The following is a 19,571-nucleotide window of genomic DNA, read 5'->3' as shown; positions in this document are numbered from 1 at the left end:
ACCTGAATCTCAGGGCGCCACGCGCTGCAACTCCATCACAAAGCGGCTGCCCTGCCCCGGCGTGCTGTGCACGCTGATGCGGCCACCGAGCAGACCCGTGACGATGTTGTGCGCAATGCTCAGGCCCAGGCCGCTGCCGCCGCGGCCGAACTTGGTGGTGAAGAAGGGCTCGAAGATGCGCTCGCAGACCTCGGCAGCCATGCCGACCCCATCGTCCTGCACCCAGAGCTGCACGCGCTCGGCATCCAGCGCCTGCGCGCCGATGTCGATGCGGCCCGCCTCGCGCCCCTCGAAGGCATGGGCCATGGCGTTGTTGAACAGGATGATCAAGGCCTGACCAAGTGCGCCTGGGTAGCTGTCGAGCTGCAGCTGAGCATCGATATGCAGCTGCCACTCCACATTGGCTCGGCGCAGCTGCAGAGACAGGGTCTGCAGGCATTGCTCGCACAGCTCGCGCAGGGCGAACTCACGGCGCTGCTCCGAGCTGCGGTCCACCGCCACCTGCTTGAAGCTGCTGACCAGGGTGGCCGCCGTCTGCATGCTGCGGTTGATGACCTCCAGGCCATCGCGCGTGCGGTCGGCATAGCGCTCCCAGTCCGAGCGCTTGAGCACTTTCTGCTCCACCTGCTGGGCAAACTCGTCGGTGGCGCCGAGCAAGGTGCTGGCGATCAAGAGGCTGTTGCCGATGGGTGTGTTCAGCTCATGGGCTACGCCCGCCACCATGGCGCCCAGGGCGGCCAGTTTTTCCTGCGCCATCAGCTGGCGCTGCAACTCGCTGACGCGCAGATAGGCGCCGGCATTGTCGAGCGCGATGGCAATGTAGGAGCACAGAGTGCGGAAGATCACCTGCTGGCGTTCACCGTAAGCATCGGCACGCGGCGACTGGATGGTCATCACCCCGATCACCCGGTCGCCCACCGCCAGCGGCGCGAACAACAGGCTTTGCAGCTCGCTGGTGCCCGGCACCTGCTCACCCAAGCCTTCGTCGGAGGGGCGGTTGAGCAGGTACTCGCGGCGCTCCTTCAGGCAACGCACGGCCAGCGAGCGCTCCGAGCTCATCGGGATCGGCGGGTCGATGAAGGGCTCACCATCTTCCATGCCAAATGCGCAGTAGAGCTGGCTGCCACTCTCGTCAAGCAGATAGACCGACATGCAGGGCGCATCCAGCAGCGCATGGATGTGGCGCTCCATCACATTGAAGACGCGGTCGGTCTCCAGCTCGTTGGTGATCTCCTGGCCGATCAAGCCCAGATGCTGAAGCACCTCGTGCGAGTCGCGCAGCAGCTGGAAGCGCGCCGCCTCGGATTCGGCCAGGCGGCGCAGATGCTCGCTCTCGGCGCGGGCACGCTCGATCTGGTGGTGCACCTGCAGGGCGCTCGAGCGGCGCGAGGTTTCCTCGCTGAAGCTGCGCTGGCGCAGCTCATTGGCCCGTTGCGCCCAGTGGTAGGCCTGCTCAAAGCTGCCTTGGGCGGCGGCTGCCTTGGCCGCGGCATCGAGCAGGCGCACCTGGGGCGTGTAGGCCTCCAGGCCATCGGCACGTTGCAGGGCACGTTGGTACCAGCTCAGGGCCCTGCTGTCCTGCGGCGAGCGTTGCACGACCTGATCCTCGGCCTGATGCACCTCGGCCAGGGCCCAGAGCAGGTCCACCTCTTTGTCGGGCTCATGCTGCTGCTCGGCCATGGCCAGGCCTTGCTCGGCCTGCTGGCGCGCGCTGAGCAGATCGCCTTGCAACAAAGCCGCCCGGGCCAGGCCGATGCTGGCATCGGTGAGCAGATCGCCCGAACCCGAGGCCTCGGCCAAAGGCCGGAGCTGGGAAAACGCAGCCAGCGCCGCGGCGCCTTGCTTGGAATCGAGCTCGGTGCGGCCCAGGTAGGACAGGGCCAGGGCACGCGTGCGCGACTCCGGCGGCAGGGCCTGCAGCTGCAGGCACTCTTGCAGCAGCTCGCGCGCATCGCCCAGCTGGCCCAGGCGGCGCAAGGCCTCGCCGGTGTGGGCCAGGCAGAGGGCGATCAGGTTCGGCCAGCGCGAGGCGCGCGCCAGGTCCAGGCCGCGGCGCAGCCATTCCATGGCCGTCTGGAAATCACTCATCTTGGTGTAGGTGTGCCCAAGATTGGTGGCCAGGGTGATGGCGCGGCGGATCTGTCCGGTGCGCAAGCCCAGCTCGAAGGCTTTGGAGTGGGCCTGGATGGAGGGCAGGTAATGGCCGCTCATGGCCGCCAGCAGGCCACGGAAATCCTCCAGCGCGGCGCCTTCCATGCTGGGCATGTCGGCACTGCTGAGGGGCAGGCGCCCGCCCCAGTCGCGCTCGGCCTGCATGGGATCGCCGAACACCTCGGCCCGGGCCAGGTTCGCCTCCAGCAAGGCGATGCGGTGCGGGTCACGGGCCTGGCCTGCGCAGGCGATGGCGCGTCGCAGTTCTTCCTTCAGGCCCCCGGCATCGCCGCGATCGGCCGCAAAGTAATGGCGCAGCCAGTGCAGATCGGCCAGGCCCGCCGCATCGGCCAGGCCGGCGAAGACCTGACCGGCCTGGTTCATGTGCAGCTGGGCCTCGTCCATCTCGGCGAACAGCAGGTGCGCTTCGGCGCGCAGCAGGCTCAGGCGGCCGCGCACCGCCATGCGCTGGGGCTCGCGCCACTCGCTGGCGCTGAGCAGGCCCTCGACATCCTGCGCCAGCTCCAGCGCCCGCAGGGTGTCGCGCTGGCGCAAGGCCCAGGCCAGCAGCAAGCGCTCCTGCAAGGTGTCGAGCACGGCGCCCTGAGCCAGGCTTTGCTCCAGGGCGGCAACGGCAGCGTCGGTGGCGAAGAATTCCATGGTGTGACGCTGCGTTCGATCGAGAGGGAGGGGGGAAGGCGGAGTGTCAGTAGCCTTGGCCGCGATCCACCAGGTGGGCCAAGGGCTGGCCGGCACGCAGCGCGGCCAGATTGGCCCGCACCTGCGGCACGGCGGTGCGTGGGTCGGTCTGGGCCGCGCAGTGCGGCAGCACGGTCACCTGAGGGTGAGGCCAGAAGGGGTGATCGGGCGGCAGGGGCTCTTGCTGGAAGACATCGAGCACGGCGTGGCGCAGATGCCCGCGGTCCAGCGCCGCACCCAGGGCGGCTTCATCGACATGGGCGCCGCGCGCCAGATTCACCAGGCAGGCGCCCGGGCGCATCTGGGCCAAGCGCTCGGCCGAGAAGAAGCCACGGGTCTGCGGCGTCAGCGGCAGCAGGTTGACGACGATGTCGGCCGCAGCCAGGGCCTGGGCCTGGGCCAGGCTCGCCTCTCCCTGCCAGATCTGCACCCCCGCCAGCTCACGCGGGCGGCGGCTCCAGCCGTGCACGGCGTAGCCCAGGCCGGCCAGGGTCTGGGCCGTGCGCCCGCCCAGCTCGCCCAGACCCAGGACCAGCACCGTGCATTCGGCCGCGCGCAGCTGCGGCGGCGCCTGCCACAGCGCCTGGCGCTGCTGCGCCTGCAGCTCGAAAAAACGCCGGTGCAGCGACAGCACCGCCCACAGGGCCGTGTGCACCATGGCCTCGTTCATGGCCGGGTCCACCATGCGCGCCAGCGGCACGCCAGGCGGCAGGCTGGGGTCCTGCAGCAGACGATCGACGCCCGCCCACAGCGATTGGATCAGGCGCAGATTCGGCAGCCCGCTCAGGGCACCCGGCTCCGGGTTGGCCACCACGGCCACCTCCACCGCCGCCGCCTCGGCGGCATTGCGCGGCGGATGGAGCAGCCATTGCTCCTCGGGCATGGCCTCGCGCAGCAACTGCGCCCAGCGCTCACCCTCGGCGGCCGACCAGCGCCCGCTCAGCAAGACGGTCATTGATCCTTGTCCTCCAGCGCCTCGCACAAGGCCATCAAGCCGGCGCGCAAGGTGGCGATGCGCACGGCGTGGCGGTCGCCGCTGAAATGCTCTTGCCAGACCCGGGTGACCTGGCAGCCGTGGACCAGGGCCAGCCAGACCGTGCCCACGGGCTTCTCGGCGCTGCCTCCGGTGGGGCCGGCAATGCCGGTGACGGCCAGGGCCCAGTCGATCGGCGCATGGGCCAGCAGGCCGCGCGCCATGTGCAGGGCCACCTCGCCGCTGACCGAGCCATGCAGGCCGATCAGCGCCGCCGGCACGCCCAGCAGCTCGGTCTTGGATTCATTGCTGTAGCTGACCACGCCGCGCTCGAACCACTGGCTGGAACCCGACAGGCTGGTGCAAGCCGCGGCAATCAGGCCGCCGGTGCAGGACTCCGCCGTGCCCAGGCGCTCGCGGCGCTGGATCAGGGCCACGGCAATGCGGTCGATCAGCTCTTGCTCTTCAGGAAACAGCATGGGGCACCTCCGACAGTTTCGACTCGCAGCAAGCAGCTCTGCTGCATGGGATCAAGCCATGAATGCGCGCCACAGCGCGATCACGACAAGCGTACATCCGGCGGCGACGAAATCGTCAAACAAGATGCCGAAACCCTGGGCCCAGCTGACAGCTTTGCCACGCTCGCCCTTGAAGAGCTGGTCGGCCCAGCGCACCGGCCCCGGCTTGGCGGCATCGAAGTAGCGGAACAGGCCGAAGGCCACCGCCTGGCCCCAGAAACCCGCCGGCATCACCAGCCACAGCACCAGCCAGAAGGCCAGCACCTCATCCCAGACGATGGCGCCGGGGTCAGGTGTTGCCAGATGGCGAGCCGTCATGGTGCAAGCCCACCAGCCGACCAGGGTGCCTCCAGCCAGCAGCCAGGCCCAGCTGCGGTCGCTCATCCAGGGGTTGAGCGCCAGAAAGGCCAGCCAGGCCCAGAGCGTGCCCACCGTGCCCGGCGCCTTGGGCGAGAGGCCGCTGCCGAAGCCCAGGGCGATCCAATGCGCCGGGTTGGGGAACATGAAACGGGCCGTGGCCCGGCGCGGCACCAGGGGCGCGGTGAGGGAGGCGGAAGGATCGCTCATGGGGTTTTGAAATGGTCAAAGCTGCTGAAGGCTGCCGCAGACAAGGCCTGGCCGGCGGCATCGTGCAAACGCAGGCCCGGCTCGGCCTCGATGGCGCCGATGCGCTGCACCGGCGTGCCGCTGGCCGCCGCAGCAGCCGCCACCGCCGCACGCCCGGCCGCATCGCTGGGCGCAGTGAACACCAGCTCGTAATCGTCGCCACCCGCAAGACCGTACTCGCGCTGCAGGGCCAGGTCTTGCCCCGCCAGCACGGCGCTGCGCGGCAGGGCGTCCACGTCCAGCCGGGCGCCCACGCCCGAGGCCTTGAGGATGTGGCCGAGATCGCCCAGCAAACCATCGGACACATCGATGGCGCTGTGCGCCACGCCGCGCAGCGCCAGGCCCAGCTGCACCCGTGGCTGCGGGCATTCCATGGCGCGCCGCACCTGCTCGAACTCGGCGCCCGAAGCCAGGCTCGCCTGGCCGCGAAACACCTCCAGCGCCAGCCGCGCATCGCCCAAAGTCTGGCCGGAGACGTAGATGTCATCGCCCACCCGCGCGCCACGACGCAGCAAGGCCTGGCCACGCGGCACCTCGCCCATCACGGTGATGCAGAGGTTCAGCGGCCCGGCCGTGGTGTCGCCGCCGACCAGGGCAATGCCGTGCGCCTGCGCCAGCGCGAACAGGCCCCGGGCAAAACCGCTCAGAAACGTTTCGTCCACCCGCGGCAGGCTCAGCGCCAGCGTGAAGGCCCGCGGCGTGGCGCCACAGGCCGCCAGGTCGCTGAGATTGACCGCCAGCGCCTTGTGCCCCAAGCGCTCCGGCGCCACGGTGGACAGGAAATGCCGCCCCTCGACCAGCATGTCGCTGGACACCAGCCACTGCATGCCCGGCGTCGGGTTGATGACCGCGCAGTCATCCCCAATGCCCACCGGCACCGCATCGGCCGAGGGGTGGCTCTGGCTTTTGAAATAGCGCTGGATCAGATCGAATTCGCCCATGGGCGGAATTGTCTCAGCGCCAGCGCCAAAAGCTTCAGCGCGCACATCCCCCAGCCACCTGCGGCAGAAAATGCGTGTTCAGAAAGTCCCGCGCCAGGTTCAGCTGCCGCATCGGTGCGCTGTGGCCGCCCTCGATGGCGGCGTGCGCATGGGCATGGGCGAAGCCGCTGCGCTGCAGGGTGGCCATCATCTGCTCGGACATGGCTTTGGAATCCCAGAGTTCGTCCTGCGTGGCGGAAAGGAAAAAGACCGGGCCGTTGATGCGCTCGACCGGGATGCGCGCGCGGGCCATGGCGGCGCTGTCCTGCATCATCAGATCGAAGACCTTGCGCTTGTCACCGGCGATCAGGGCCGGTACCGCAGCCTCGCTCAGGGGCACGAAGGGCAGCTCCTCGCCCTGGTCACTGAAGGAGCTGGTGTCAAAGGTCTCGGTGTGGCCGACAAACACGGCGCTGCCCGGCACCACGGCGGCCACGGCCTTGATCTCGGGGCTGCGACTGGCCAGCAGCAGGGCCAGCTCCGCGCCCTTGGAGCCACCGATCACGGCGATGCAGCGCGGCTCGATCTGCGGGCTGCTGTGTGCGGCTTTGACGATGGCTTCACGCACGCCTTGAAGATCGATGCGATCGAGCTGGGCCGGGATGCCTGGCAGACCGAAATAGGCGAGCGCCAGCACGGCATAGCCGTCGGCCAGGAAACGTTGGCGCATGGCCTCGGCGCGCGGGCCGGCCCAGGCATTGCCGCCCTCGGCGCCACCCAGGGCCACGAGCAAGGGGCGCTTTCGCGAGGACTCGGCCTCGCCAAGGTAGAGCTGGCTCTGCACTTGGCCGTGATGAGCGGGCCAGGGCGCTCGCGCAGTGCCGGGCTGCGGCGAGGCCGCTTCGGCCGCTCCGGCCCACACAGCGCCGAGCCCCTGTGCCAGCAGCAGCATCGGCAGCATCACACGCCAGGGCTTGAGCAACATCCTCGTCATCTCCATGATTCGATCTCCATGATTCGAGCGCCTTGCGGCGCACAGCCGACGGCAGCGCACGACGCCGCGCAGCGGCCGTACGCCGATGAACAACTTGGCCAGGGCCCGGGCGATCAATCCCCGGCTTGGCGGAAGAACACCTCATCCACCCGCTTGCCGAAGACCTCGGCGATCTTCATGGCCAGCTCCAGCGAGGGCGCATAACGCAGGCCCTCCAGGGCAATCACGGTCTGGCGGGTGATGCCCACGGCCTTGGCCAGGGCTTCCTGCGTCATCTCGCCATGCTCGAAACGCAGGCGGCGGATCTGGTTGGCGATGGGCTGGGTGGACGGTTGACCGACGGCCATGGCTCAAGCCCCGCCCGGCTGCACATCGCCTTGCAGCTCGCGCGCATCGCGCCAGTAGGCCAAGAGCTGGGCGGCATACTGGGCCAGGCCGGCAAACATGATGAGATTGAGCAAGGTGTTGGCGATCAGCCAGTGGGTGAAGCGCTCCATCCAGGGCTTGGGTGCGAAGCCCAGGGCCAGCAGAAAAACGGCCAGCAGCCCGATCAAGGTGGAATAGCCGACCCGGTTGGCCAGGGCATCGATGGCGCGGTCGCGTTCGTCCAGCGCCTGAGACTGCCCCTCGTGCAGCAAGGCCCAGGCGATGGCGCCGCAGGCGAACATGACCCAGCTGTCATAACCGCCCGTCCCGCCGGTGGTGCGATGAACTTCGGAACCCGGCGTCATCAGCACCACCGCGACAAAACCGCAAATCAGGGCGCTGCCTGCCATGTACAGCCAGGCGCGCCGCTCGGCCGCCGAAGGGTCGCGCCCCTGCACGGCATCGCGCTGCCAGCGCCAGCGGGCCCACAAGGCCGAGAGCAGCAGGATCAAGCCGCCCACCCAGCCGTCGCGCAGGGGCACCGGGTTCCAACCCGCCGCCAAAGCCGCGCCCAAACCCAGAAAACCCAGGAGAACCAGCAAGATCTTGATCATGGCCTGAATGCCCGTTAAAGCCGACACAAAGTAAACTTTACCGTACATCATGTTCGCTTTGCAATACACCCGGGATCACGAAGTAGCGGCCGGCAGGGTGTGCCGGCCGCCTCCAAAGGCAAGACTGGGAAGAGCAGAAAAGATGGGAAGGGCGGACGCCAGTCTGCCTACAGGCTGGGCGGACGTTGCGCCATGCCGCTTTCACGCAGGCGCAAGCGCGGTTCATCGCGCCACAGGCTCAGGTCGCGCGGCACCTCGGCCGGCGTCAGGTCCTGGGCCTCGACGGCGCCCAGATAGCCATCGCGGCCCTGCGCCTTGGCGGCGTACAGCGCCGCGTCGGCCAGGCCCAGCGTGGCCGGCCAGTCCCAGGCGCGCGGGCGCTGCGGGTCGAGCGGGAAGGCTGCAAAGCCGATGGACACGGTGACCGCCACCGTCTGGCCAAAGCCAATGTCGAAGGGCTGCTCGCGAACGGCGGCACACGCACGCGCAGCCAGATCGGCCGCATCCTCGCGGCTGGTTTCGCGCACCAGCACCAGCACCTCTTCGCCCCCCCAGCGCACCAGAGAGTCGGTGGTGCGGAAGACGTGGCGCAGGCGCTCGGCCAGGGTCACCAGCACAGCGTCGCCAGCGGCGTGACCATGCACATCGTTGATGCGCTTGAAATGATCGAGGTCCAGCAGCATCAGCACCAAGTCGCTGTCGGGGCCGGGCAGCAGGCTGGCTTCCCCGGCCTCGAAGCGGCGCAGGCACAGGCGCAGATCGTCCTGCAGGCGCAGCTCCAGATAGCGGCGGTTGCGCAAGCCCGTCAGCGCATCGGTGAGGCTGGCCTCGCGCAGCTTGGCCGTGCGCTCGTCCACCAGGGCTTGCAGCTCGGCCTCACGCTGGCGCAAGAGCCGGGTGCGCCAGCGCACAAACCCCCACACCGCCAGCAAGACCGCCGCCCCGAAGCCCAGGCGCGCCCAGACGGTCTGCCACCAGGCCGGCAGCAGCTCAATGGGCAGCTCCAGCTGGGTGGGGCCCCAGAGCGTGGGATGGGCGCTGACCCGCATCTGCAAGGCATAACGCCCCGGCTGCAGGGGGCCGAAGCTGGGGCTTCGGGCGCCGGGGTCGACGCTGGTCCAGTCGCTGTCCAGGCCCTGCAGGCGGTACTGGTAGCGCAGACGGCCGGGGTCGGCATAGTCCAGGCCGGCGAATTCGACGCTGAAGGTGCGCGTGCCGGCGGGCAGCTGCAAGCCTTGGAGCAGGCCGCGCTGGGGATCTTTGAAGGCCAGCGGATTGGCTGATGCATCGGCGGGCCGCGCCGGATCAGCCGGCGGCGGCGAGTAGGCCTGGCCATTGACGCGCAAGGCGCTGATCACCAGGGACGGCGCGCCGGTGGCGGGCTCGAACAGCTCGGGCCGCACCTGCAGCAGGCCGCGGCTGCCGCCGAACAGCAGGGCACCGCCCGGCAGCTCGGTGCTGGCAAAGAACCAGAAGCTGCCAAAGGCCGCACCCTCGCCCAGACCGAAGTGGTCGATGCGGTCGGTCTTGGGGTCGTAGACGGCCAGCTGGCTCCAGATGCGGCCACGCGAGTCTTCGTGCAGATTGCCGCCGTACACGCCCTCCGTGCCCAGGCGTTCGCCGATGCGATCGAAGCGGGCCCGGCCCTCGGCATCCCAGCCGCGCAGGCGGTGCAGGCCGGCCACCGGCGTGTCCAGCCACAGCGAGCCATCGCGGGCCTGCAGCAGGCCCATGACGATGGGGCTGGCCAAGGATTCACCGGGCGACTGCGGCACCGGCTCCAGCTGACCCGGCAGGCCGCCAGCCGGCTCGCGGAACAAGCCCTGCTGGCCGCCCACCCACAGCTGCGGCTGCGCTGCGGCAGTGCCTGCTGCAGGCGGTGCCTCGATCAAGGCATGGACGCCCCCGTGCAAGGCCTGCCCGCCCACCAAGGCCACCCGCTGCAGGGCCGGCGCCGTGGCATCGGGCAGGCGGTACAAGCCCTCCTGCATGCCCAGCCAGACCTCGCCGCTGGCGCGCAGCAGCAGGCGCTGGGCGCGGCCGCCATCGAGCGGCCAATCGCGCAGCAGCCGCCCCTGAGCGGAGCGGTGCTCGAGCCGGCCCGCCGAGGCCATCCAGAGGCTGCCATCGGGCGCTTCGGCCAGGGATTCGACCACACTGCCGCGCTCGCGCGGCCAGACGCCCAGCGTGGCCAGCTCCCGGCCCGGTCGGCCATCCAGTCGCACCACGGGGCCGCGCTGGGTGGGAGCCAGCACCTCGCCATTGCGCAAACGCAGCAGGGCGCGCACATCGGGTTCAGTCAGCGGACCGCTGGCCTGCGAATCGGGGCCGCGCACGGCCAGGGCCGGGTGGTGCTGGTGGCGTTGCAGGCCCAGGCCGTAACCGCTGACCCACATCGCGCCGCTGGCATCGCGGAGCAAGGCGCTGACGTCATTGCCCGCCAGGCCGCTCAGGCGCCGCGGGTCGTGGCGCAGATGGGCTTCGATCTCACCGCTGGCAGGGTTCACCCAGAGCAGGCCGGTCTTGCTGCCCACCCAGAGCCGGCCGTCACTGGCCACGGCCAGGGCTTGCACCGGGCTGCCCAGGCGCTGCACCCAGCGCAGCCGGCCTTGCTCGACCACACCGAGCCGGCCGTCCTGCGTGCCCAGCCAGAGCCGGCCGGCGCGGTCTTCAGCCAGCGCCAGCACCGGCGCGCCGGCGGGCAGCTCGGGCAGGGGCACCGATTCCCACCCGCCACCCGGCCACTGCCGGGCCAGGCCTCGCCAGTGGCCGACCCAGACCACGCCGTCCTGCGCCACGCGCAAGGCCAGCACGCGCGCCTCGGGCTCGCCCTGCCACCGCAGGTCCTGCGCTTCGAACTGGCGCGTGGCAGGGCGGTAGCGCAGCAGACCCTGACCCAGGGTGCCGACCCAAACCTGGCCCTGCGCGTCTTCGGCCAAAGCACGTATCGGTGAACGGATGGTCAGCGCCGGGCCGGTGGCCGGCGGCGGCGGCGACATGGCTTCGACACGGTCTTGGGCGGGGTCGAAGGCCATCAGGCCCAGAAACTCGGTGCCGATCCACATGCGGCCATCGCGGCTGGGGCTGAGCGCGCGGACCCAGCCGAGGTTGCGCTGGGCCTTGGTGTCGCCGTCACGTTCGATGGGGCGAAGGCGATAGCCGTCGTAGCGGGTCAAGCCCTGGGTGGTGGCCACCCAGATGAAGCCGGCACGGTCCTGGGCCAGGCTGGGCACGGTGTTTTGCGGCACGGCCACGCTGCGGAACTGCACCTCCAGCGGCGAATTGCCCGCCCAGGCCCCGGCACTCCCGTGCGCAAGCAGCAGCGTCGTCAAGGTCGTCAAGAGCAGCAAGAACAGCGCCTGGCCCAGCGAGGGGGGCAGCAGGCGCGCACAGGACGCGCCGCGGAAAGTGAACAGCATGGTGGAGAAAATTGTAAGCAGGGGCCGCGCATCCGATGCCTGCGGGCGGCCCTCGCCCCGCCATCGAGCATGCAGCATGACACACCCGCGCGCTGCGGCGGCTGCGCCTTCGCACCCCCTGCCTGTCCGCACTTGCGTCCCCGCAGTCCCCGTGGCGACACTGCGGAGCAGCCACCGAACCATTCCCGCATGAAAGAGTGAGAAAAAAAGCTGTGCCCATGCCGCCTCTGAAGTTCAGCCACATCGACATCCTGGTCCACGACCTGGAGCGCGCCTGCGCCTACTACGCCCATCTCTTCGCGGCCCAGGTCTCGCAGACCCAGCTCTGGGCGCGCGACGGCCTGCGGGTGCGCTACGCCATCGTGCGCATGGGCGAGGGCGGAGAGCGATTCATGCTGGTGCAACCCGAGACCGGGCCCTTGCGCGAGCTGCTGGATCGCCAGGGCGAAGGCACGATCTACCGCCACTGCTACAGCACGCCCGATATCGAGGCGGCCTACGACATCTTGCTGGCCCGCGGCGTGCAACCCGAGGACGAACTGGGCCGGCCGCTGGCCCGCGAACAGCTGCACAACCCCAGCGGTGCCCGCATCCTCTGGCTGCCGCGTCGCTTCGGTCATTTCTCCATCGAGCTGCTGCAAGCCGATGAGCTGGAGCGCTTCCTCGAGCAGGCCTTTGCTTCACCCAGCCTGGCGCCGCAGGCTGAGGGCCAGGCCCGCGCAGGCAATCAAAGCCGCGAAACTGATTGACAGACGCGCGCCCCGGCAGCCCGGGCCGCACCAAGAATGCAGGCATGAAGCACCCACCCTCTTCCCACCCCGCCGCGCCTGAGGCCCAGAAGCCCGAAGCCGAGGCCAGCCCCGTGCGCGAGCGCCTGCTGCGCGCCGCCAAGACCTGCTTTCTGACCGAGGACTACCACCAGGTCAGCACCCGCCGCATCGCCGAGCTGGCGCAGGCCAATGTCTCCATGATCCGCTACTACTTCGGCAGCAAGGAGGGGCTGTACGAAGAGATGATCCGCGCCACCCTGAACCCGCTGCTGGAGGTGCTGGATCAGGACCTGTTGGCCACGCCCGAGGGCTTTGGCGCCTACCTCAAGCTCTATTACGACACCATGCTGCGTGCGCCCGAGTTTCCGCGCCTGATCCTGCGCGTGCTGGCCTTGCGCCAGGGCCCGGGCCGGCGCTTTGTGCAACAGCTGCTGGAGCGCGGCCGGCAACGCGGCGCCCAGCGTGTGCAAGGCCTCAAGCAGCAAGGCCTGGCCCTGGCCGACCTGGACCCCGATCTGGTGCGCATGGCCTTTGTCAGCCTGGCCATGACGCCGCTGCTGCTGCGCGAGTTGTTTGAGGAGCAGATGGAGCGCCCCATGGACGCCAGCTTTCTGGACGCCCTGGCCGCCTTCAATGGCCGCCTGCTCAGCGCCGGCCTGTCCACCGGCCGTGTGGCCGCCGCGACGGAGGCCGGCCCATGAGCGCCGCCACAACCTCTGCGCAAGCGCCCCGCCTGGCCCGCCCCGGCCCGGCGCGCGCCGCGCGCCTGTTCGCCCGCCTCATGCGGGCTGTGCAAGGCCTGCAAGCCTGGACTGCCGGCCTGACACCCGCGCCATTTCGCCTGGTGCAGATTGGCTCGGCCTACTGGCAATCGCGCGCCCTGGGCCTGGCGGCCGAGCTCGATGTGGCCGAGCAGCTGGGTGAGGCCACCCTGCCCATCGAAGCCCTGGCCGCGCGCTGCCAGGCAGCGCCCGAGCTGCTGCAGCGTCTGCTGCGTGTGCTGGCCGCCCTGGGCGTGTTCGAGGAACCGCGCCCCGGCCAGTGGCGCAACAACAAGGGCTCGGCGCCGCTGCGTGCCGGCCGGCCCGACAGCGTGCGGGAGCTGGTCTTGCTGCACCAGCGGCCCGAGATGCGCGCCGCCTGGTTCGACAGCCTGGGCCCGGCCCTGCGGCAAGGGCGCTGCGCCTACGCCCTGAGCCACGGCCGCCCCTTGTTCGAGCACATGGAGCGACAGCCCGCGCTGGAGCACGCCTTCGCCCGTGCCATGGCCCAGGTCGAGGGCCTGACCGGCGCGCCCTGGGTGCACGCCCTGGACTGGCAGCGCTTCGAGCACCTGATCGACCTTGGCGGCAGCGCCGGCGACAAGGCACTGACCCTGCTGATACAGCACCCGCGCCTGCATGCCACCGTGGTGGACCGCCCGGCCACGGTGCGCGCCGCCCAGCTGCTGGCCGCGGGAGAGACCGAGCCGCAGCGCCTGCGCGCCCGCGAGCGCCTGCGCTTCCTCGCGGCCGACCTGCGCCAGGAGCCGCCGCCCGCGGCCCGCAGCGCGGCCGAGGTCTACTGGCTGAGTGCGCTGTTGCACGGCCTGTCGGACGCCGACGCGCTGCAGCTGCTGCGCGGCGTGGCCCAGGCCGCCGCCCCAGCCGGCGCCACGGTTCTGGTGATGGAGGTGGTGCGGCCGGAGCAGCATCCGGGCCTGGCGATTGCCGGCATGGACCTGCAGATGGCCGTCTGCACCGAGGGCCGCGAGCGCAGCCTGCGCGAATGGCAGGCCCTGTTCGAACAGGCCGGCCTGCGCCTGTGCGAGCGGGTGCCCCTGCCCAGCCTGGCCGAGATCCTCGTACTTCGGCCTGCGGCTTGAGCCCAAGCGACCGGGGCCAGCGGAAACCGGGCAAGTCGGCGACACTGCGGACTTGCCCGCCACGGGTCCCGCTTGTTTGCCTGCCCCCTGCCAACGGATGTCTGTCTCGCCCTCCTCGCCCCTTGCCCTGCACGCTGCGCAGGCACCGCGCCTCGCCACCCTGGCCAACGGCCTGCGCACGGTCACCATCCCCATGCCCTGGCGCCAAACGGTCAGCCTGAGCGTGTTCATCCGCACCGGCAGCCTGCACGAGAGCGCGCGCCTGAACGGCATCAGCCATGTGGTCGAGCACATGGCCTTCAAGGGCACGGCCACGCGCGACTGCCAGCGCATCAACCTCGATGCCGAGGCCCTGGGCGCCGAGGTCAATGCCCACACCGACAAGGACCACACGGCCTTTCACATCGAAGGCCTGCCGGGCGATCTGCCGGCCTTTGTCGACTGGCTGGCCGACATCGTGCTCAACAGCAGCTTCCCGGCCGAGGAACTGGAGCGCGAGCGGCGCGTGATCGAGCAGGAGTTCAGCGAGTTCGAGGACGACCCGACCAGCGTCGCCTTCCAGCTGCTGGACCGCGCCTGCTACGGCAGCCGCCATGCGGCCGGCCGCCCCATCATCGGCAGCCGCGCCAACATCCTGCGCTTCAGCCGCGAGGACTTGCTGGCCTACGCCCAGGCCCAGTACACCGCCTGCAATGTGGTGGTGGCGGTGGCCGGGCCGGTCGACGGCGAGGCCTTCACCCGGCGGGTGGAACGCGCTTTCGGCGCCATGCCCACCGGCCAGCCCAATGCCCTGACGGCGCCCCCCTGGCAGGGCGGGCTCAAGGCCCGGCGCCTGGCTGGCAGCGGCCAGTGCCAGGTCTTGCTGGGCTTCGAAGCGCCCAGCCTGGGCGAACGCCTGGACAGCGCCGAGCACCTGCCCCATGTGCTGGCCGCCTCACTGCTGGGCGAGGGCATGAGCTCGCCGCTGCTGGATGAGATCCGCGAGCGCCGCGGCCTGGCCTACCACGTGGCCTGCTCAGCCGACATCCTGCCGCTCTACGGCCAGTTCCTGATCGAGGGCGCCACCGCGCCGGCCCAGGCCGAGGAGTTCTTGCAGGCCGTGCAGCAGCTGCTGCAACGCCAGGCCGATGGCCCGCTGGACCCGGTGGCCCTGGCGCGCGCCCGCAAGCAGTTGCAGATGCGCGCCCTGCGTGCACTGGAGCAGCCGGCGCGGCGCATGGAGGGGGCCGCCCAGGAGCTGTTCCATTTTGGCCAGCTGCGCGATGCCAAGGAGGCCATGGCCCAGCTGCAGGCGGTCACACCGGCACAGGTGCATGAAGTCTTTGAAGGCCTGCTGCGGCCGAACCGACCGCGCCCGGCCGTGGCCCTGGCGGGCAGCATTCCGCAGCGCGCACGCGCCTGCGCCGAAGCGCTGTTTTCCTGATCGCACAGCCCCCACGCTGCGCTATGCTGCGCCCCGCCCGGGGCTGCAGTTCATGGCAAGCTAGCGCCCCATTCCCACGGACGACCGTGCATCGAGAAGAGGGACCCACCATGAAACCACAGCGTGCTCACGGCTTGCGTGTCATCGGATCTGCGCTGACGCTGATCCTCAGCGGCCTGGCCCAGGCCTCTGGCACCGCGGCGCCCAGCTTGCGCTGGGAGACCCTGGCGCCCATGCCCATCGGCGTGCAGGAGATTTACCCAGCGGTGCATGGCGGGCGCCTGGTGGTGGCGGGCGGCTTGAGCAGCGAGCTGCCGGCCGCACAAGGCCATCTCAGCGATGCGCTGCAGATCTACGACCCGGCCAGCGGCCGCTGGAGCCTGGGGCCCCGCCTGCCCGAGGGCCGCCACCATGCGCAGCTGCTGAGTCTGGCCCAGAGCCTCTACCTGATCGGCGGCTTTGTGCGCTGCGCGGGCGGTGACTGGTGCGCCAGCCGCGAGGTGCTGCGCCTGGACGATGGCAGCGCGCGCTGGCAGCGCCTGGGCGCCCTGCCGCAGGCCTTGACCGAATCCACCGCTTTTGTGCAGCAAGGCCAGATCCATCTGGTCAGCGGGCGCAGCCCGCGCGGCGAGGCCAATGCGCAGTGGGGTGACCATGGCGATGTGGCCTGGCATTGGGTCTACGACGCCAAGGCGGACCGCTGGCGCGCCCTGGCCGACGGGCCCGAGATCAAGAGCAGTGCGGCCGCCCTGGTGACGGGCGAACAGGCCTGGCTGATCGGCGGCCGCCAGTACAACGGCGCCAATCTGCGCAGCGTTCACCGCCTCGACGCGGCCAGCGGCCGCTGGCAGGCCGAGGCGCCGCTGGCCTTTGCCCAGGCCGCCCATGGCGTGGGCCTGCTCGGCGGCGCAGACCAGCCGCTGATCTGCAGCGTGGGCGGCGAGACCGCCGAGAACGGCGGCGGCATGCTGGGACAGGTGCAATGCCGCGCGCTCAAGGAGGGCCGCTGGCAGGTGATGGGTGAGATGCCCGAACCGCGCCACGGCCTGGGCGTGCTGAGCCTGAACGGCCAGCTCTACGCCATCGGCGGCGCGCGCCAGCCGGGCCTGACCCAGACCAGCCCGCGCCTGGATCGCCTCAGCCTGAGCCCCAGCAGCACCCGGCCTTGAGGCGCATCACGCGCCTCAGAGTTCGCGCAGCAGATTGGTCAGCTCCACCGCCGACTTGACGTTCATCTTCTCGAACACCCGCGCCCGGTGCACCTCGACCGTGCGCACGCTGATGTGCAGCTGGTCGGCAATCAGCTTGTTGGGCAGGGCCTGGATGACCAGCTGCATCACCTCGCGCTCGCGCTCGGTCAGCTCGGCCACGCGCTGGGCCATCTGGCCGCGCTGCTGACGGGCCTCGATCGCCTGGCCGCTCAAGGCCAGGGCTTGCTCGATGCGGTCGACCAGGCCGTTGTCGGAAAACGGCTTCTCCACGAAATCAAAAGCACCGCGTTTGACCGCAGCCACGGCCGTGGGCACGTCGCCGTGGCCGGTCAGGAAGATCACCGGCAGCAGCGGCGGCTGCACCACGCCCTGATCCAGGCCGCCGCACAGGCCGCGCTGCAACAGACGCTCGAACAGGGCCAGGCCGCTCATGCCGGGCATGCGCACATCGAGCAGCAGGCAGGACGGCGCATCGGGCCAGTCGCGCGCCTGGTCGGGCCGGGCATCGAGCATAGCCTCGAAGGCCTCGGCACTGCCGAAGCCCTCGGACAGCAGGCGGCGCGAGCGCAGCAACCAGCCCAGGGCGTCGCGCACCACCTCTTCATCGTCGACCAGATAAACCACAGGCAGTTTGCGGCCGCTGTTGTGATGGGCAGTCATGCTCATGGCGTCGATTCTCCTGGCGTGCGCGCTGGGGCCGCCTTGCTTGCATGGCCTGCATGGCCTGGATTAGGCAGGCTGAAACGGAACTCGGTGCCCCCGGGGGCTTCGCGATTGAAATAGTCCATGGCCCCGCCATGTTGCTCCACCACGGTGCGGCAGAGGCTCAAGCCCAGACCCATGCCCTCGGCGCGGGTGGTGAAAAACGGGGTGTAGAGCTGGCGGCCCACTTCGGGCGGAATGCCCGGGCCGCGGTCCAGCACCGAGATGCTGACCCAGGATGCATCCACCACGGCCGCGCGCAAAGTCAGCACCCGCAGGGCTGGCGCGGTGCGGTCTTCCATGGCCTGGATGGCATTGCGGCTGAGGTTGAGCAGCACCTGTTCGACCATGGTGCGGTCGCAGCGCACGCGCGGGCTGGGCTGGGGCAGGTCCAGCTCGATGCGGGTACCGCTCTTGCGCGCCTGCAGGCGCACCAGGGGCAGCACGGCCTCGAACAGCAGATCGACGCCGATGTCCTCGCGCGCCTGCTCGCGGCGGCGCACAAAGTCATGCACGCTCTTGATCACGCGGCCGGCACGCTCGGCCTGCTCGGCAATGCGCAAGACGGCCTGGCGCACCAGATCCGGGGCCTGCGGATCGGCCGACTCCTGGGCCAGCAAGTTGACCGAAGCCGTGGCGTAGCTGGCGATGGCGGCGAGGGGTTGGTTCAGCTCGTGGCTGAGCAGGGAGGCCATTTCGCCCACGGTGGCCAGGCGGGCGGTGGCCTGCAATCGCTCCTGCTGCTGGCGCGAGCGCTCTTCCATGCGGCGCTGGTCGGAGACATCGAGCACGGCGCTCATCCAGCCGGTCTGCTGGCCCTGCGCGTCAAGCAGAGGCGCCTCGAAGATCAACACCGGGAAGCGTTCGCCATTGCGGCGCATGAAGACAGTTTCGAAGCCCTGACGCGGGTCCTGGCCGCCGGGGCTGTTGTCGGCCTTCCAGCGGGCGCTGCGGTCGGCATGGCGGCGGCGGTACTCGTCGACGAACTCGGGCGGCCAGTAAGGCGGCGTGTCGTCCGGCAGGTCGGGCCGCGCACCGCGTCCCAGCAGCTCCTCGGCCTTGAAGCCCACCATGGCGCAAAACGCCGGGTTCACATAGCTGATGCTGCCGGCCATGGTGCGGGCGCGCAGGCCGGTAATCAAGGAGTTCTCCATGGCATGACGAAAGGCCAGCGATTCCGCCAGCGCCGACTCGGCCACCGCGCGCCGCCGGCCATCGCGCGCCAGCAGCAGCAGCAGGGCGAACAGGCTCAGCGACAGGCCCAGCACCAGGGCGGTGGCCAGGTTGGGAATGAGCTTGGGCCGGCCGGTGGTGGCGTCCACCTTGAGCTGCAGGGTCAGGCCCGGCAGATCGACCAGGCGCTCGGCCAGGTAGATGCCGGCGCCGCGCGCCAGGCCGGTGCGAGCCAGCCGGGTGCCGTCACCCTCGACAAAGCTGAGCTCGTGCCCGCGTGCCAGGTCTTGCGTGACGGCTTCTTCCAGCAGATGACGCAGGCTCAGCGTGGCCACCAGATGCGACTGCAAGACGCCAGCGCGCATCAGCGGCAGGCACAGATCCGCCACCTCCAGGCCCTCGCCGTCGGGCAAAGGAACGAAATAGCTGCGCGAGTAGAGCTGGGTGCCCTGGCGCTGAGCGGCGGCGCAGGCCAGCTCTGTTTCCAGCTGCAGCTGACCGCGCGCCAGCTGGCGGAACAGGGGCGAGACATAGGGCGATTCGGCCGCGTCCAGCACCTGCAGCTTGGCGTCACGGAACTCGATACGCAGCAGGGTGCGGGTGCGGCGCAGCAGCTCGGCCGCGTCGTTGAGGCGGCGCGGCGCGCTGGTCTGGGGTTGCTGCTCCTGCCAGAGCAGGGCTTGCAGGCCTTGCAAATCCTGGCCGGCCAGTTGCTTGACCCGGGCCGCCACCTCGGCCGCCACCTGGTCCACATGCTCTTGCGCGCGCGCGTCCTCGTAGCTCAGGGTCAGCGCGACCAAGAGGCCTTGCGCCACCACAACCAGGGTGATCAGCGCCCCCCAGAGCACGGCGCGGCGCCAGCTCCAGGGCCGAGCCGCCACATCGCGCGCCGCGGACGCTTCGGCGGTCGGCCGGCCGGCAGCAGCGAGCGGAGGATGGAGGTGGGGGGTGTCGTTCAAGCGCTGCCGCTCCTGGATCGGCCAAGCCCGCACAAGAGGTCCGGGCATCGAGAAATGCGTACAAGCATGGGCTTGCGGGAGTATCCCGGTTGCACCGCCCGTCGAGATGCGCAGTTTCGCGTATCCCGGGGCCCGCAAATGCCCGCACACTTCTCCCGGACGAGACTCCTACAATCGCCGACCGTTTTGCCTGCGGCTCGCGGCAGCCG

At 70.1% G+C, this 19,571-nt stretch carries 16 protein-coding genes; 5 read left to right on the top strand and 11 right to left on the bottom strand.

The genetic code is table 11. The annotated features are described in order from the left end of the window. Nucleotides 1-9 precede the first annotated feature (9 nt). From OOB33_RS06210 to OOB33_RS06170, 9 genes are all read right to left on the bottom strand, one after another. The gene (locus tag OOB33_RS06210) at nucleotides 10-2,811 is read right to left on the bottom strand and encodes an ATP-binding protein (protein WP_271008060.1); all 2,802 of its coding nucleotides are present in this window, start codon (nucleotides 2,809-2,811) and stop codon (nucleotides 10-12) included. A 46-nt stretch (nucleotides 2,812-2,857) separates the two neighbouring features. Next, nucleotides 2,858-3,805: a 2-hydroxyacid dehydrogenase gene (locus OOB33_RS06205; protein WP_271008059.1), complete on the bottom strand. Its 948-nt coding sequence runs from the start codon at nucleotides 3,803-3,805 to the stop codon at nucleotides 2,858-2,860. Then, entirely contained in the window at nucleotides 3,802-4,302 is a 501-nt protein-coding gene (locus OOB33_RS06200) for a CinA family protein (RefSeq protein ID WP_271008058.1), read from the bottom strand. The genes OOB33_RS06205 and OOB33_RS06200 overlap by 4 nt, the downstream gene beginning before the upstream one ends. A gap of 51 nt (nucleotides 4,303-4,353) precedes the next feature. After that, nucleotides 4,354-4,908, bottom strand: coding sequence for a phosphatidylglycerophosphatase A family protein (locus tag OOB33_RS06195; protein ID WP_271008057.1), 555 nt, complete (start codon nucleotides 4,906-4,908; stop codon nucleotides 4,354-4,356). Beyond that, nucleotides 4,905-5,888, bottom strand: a complete 984-nt coding sequence (thiL, locus tag OOB33_RS06190; protein ID WP_271008056.1) for a thiamine-phosphate kinase — start codon at nucleotides 5,886-5,888, stop codon at nucleotides 4,905-4,907. Before thiL ends, OOB33_RS06195 begins: the two co-directional genes overlap by 4 nt. A gap of 34 nt (nucleotides 5,889-5,922) precedes the next feature. Beyond that, nucleotides 5,923-6,867, bottom strand: coding sequence for an acyl-CoA thioester hydrolase/BAAT C-terminal domain-containing protein (locus OOB33_RS06185; protein ID WP_271008055.1), 945 nt, complete (start codon nucleotides 6,865-6,867; stop codon nucleotides 5,923-5,925). 107 nt (nucleotides 6,868-6,974) lie between these two features. Then, nucleotides 6,975-7,208: a helix-turn-helix transcriptional regulator gene (locus OOB33_RS06180; RefSeq protein WP_102768442.1), complete on the bottom strand. Its 234-nt coding sequence runs from the start codon at nucleotides 7,206-7,208 to the stop codon at nucleotides 6,975-6,977. Between the two features lie 3 nt (nucleotides 7,209-7,211). Then, nucleotides 7,212-7,841: a hypothetical protein gene (locus OOB33_RS06175; RefSeq protein WP_102768443.1), complete on the bottom strand. Its 630-nt coding sequence runs from the start codon at nucleotides 7,839-7,841 to the stop codon at nucleotides 7,212-7,214. Nucleotides 7,842-8,008: 167 nt separating this feature from the next. Next, nucleotides 8,009-11,260 carry a ligand-binding sensor domain-containing diguanylate cyclase gene (locus tag OOB33_RS06170; RefSeq protein WP_271008054.1) on the bottom strand — a complete coding sequence of 1,084 codons (3,252 nt, stop codon included), beginning with the start codon at nucleotides 11,258-11,260 and terminating at the stop codon, nucleotides 8,009-8,011. Between the two features lie 218 nt (nucleotides 11,261-11,478). On the opposite strand from OOB33_RS06170, the gene OOB33_RS06165 reads away from it, so the two are divergent. The 5 genes from OOB33_RS06165 (at nucleotide 11,479) to OOB33_RS06145 (ending at nucleotide 16,486) form a co-directional block, all read left to right on the top strand. Then, nucleotides 11,479-12,009: a VOC family protein gene (locus OOB33_RS06165; protein WP_271008053.1), complete on the top strand. Its 531-nt coding sequence runs from the start codon at nucleotides 11,479-11,481 to the stop codon at nucleotides 12,007-12,009. Between the two features lie 44 nt (nucleotides 12,010-12,053). Beyond that, nucleotides 12,054-12,731, top strand: a complete 678-nt coding sequence (locus OOB33_RS06160; protein ID WP_271008052.1) for a TetR/AcrR family transcriptional regulator — start codon at nucleotides 12,054-12,056, stop codon at nucleotides 12,729-12,731. Next, complete coding sequence (locus tag OOB33_RS06155; protein WP_271008051.1) at nucleotides 12,728-13,894, top strand: methyltransferase; 1,167 nt, start codon at nucleotides 12,728-12,730, stop codon at nucleotides 13,892-13,894. The genes OOB33_RS06160 and OOB33_RS06155 overlap by 4 nt, the downstream gene beginning before the upstream one ends. A gap of 97 nt (nucleotides 13,895-13,991) precedes the next feature. Beyond that, on the top strand, nucleotides 13,992-15,317 hold the full coding sequence (locus OOB33_RS06150; protein ID WP_271008050.1) for a M16 family metallopeptidase: 1,326 nt from the start codon (nucleotides 13,992-13,994) through the stop codon (nucleotides 15,315-15,317). A 110-nt stretch (nucleotides 15,318-15,427) separates the two neighbouring features. Then, nucleotides 15,428-16,486, top strand: a complete 1,059-nt coding sequence (locus OOB33_RS06145) for a Kelch repeat-containing protein (RefSeq protein WP_271008049.1) — start codon at nucleotides 15,428-15,430, stop codon at nucleotides 16,484-16,486. 15 nt (nucleotides 16,487-16,501) lie between these two features. Here the strand turns inward: OOB33_RS06145 and OOB33_RS06140 are convergent, their stop codons facing one another. Both OOB33_RS06140 and OOB33_RS06135 read right to left on the bottom strand, forming a co-directional pair. Beyond that, entirely contained in the window at nucleotides 16,502-17,188 is a 687-nt protein-coding gene (locus OOB33_RS06140) for a response regulator transcription factor (RefSeq protein WP_102768449.1), read from the bottom strand. Between the two features lie 2 nt (nucleotides 17,189-17,190). After that, nucleotides 17,191-19,284: a sensor histidine kinase gene (locus OOB33_RS06135; RefSeq protein ID WP_442953037.1), complete on the bottom strand. Its 2,094-nt coding sequence runs from the start codon at nucleotides 19,282-19,284 to the stop codon at nucleotides 17,191-17,193. Nucleotides 19,285-19,571: the final 287 nt, after the last annotated feature.

This window comes from Paucibacter sp. B51 (assembly GCF_027863535.1).
GTDB lineage: Bacteria > Pseudomonadota > Gammaproteobacteria > Burkholderiales > Burkholderiaceae_C > Paucibacter_A > Paucibacter_A aquatilis.
The sequence above is the reverse complement of the archived record's forward strand: the minus strand, read 5'-3'. Positions and strand labels throughout refer to the sequence as shown.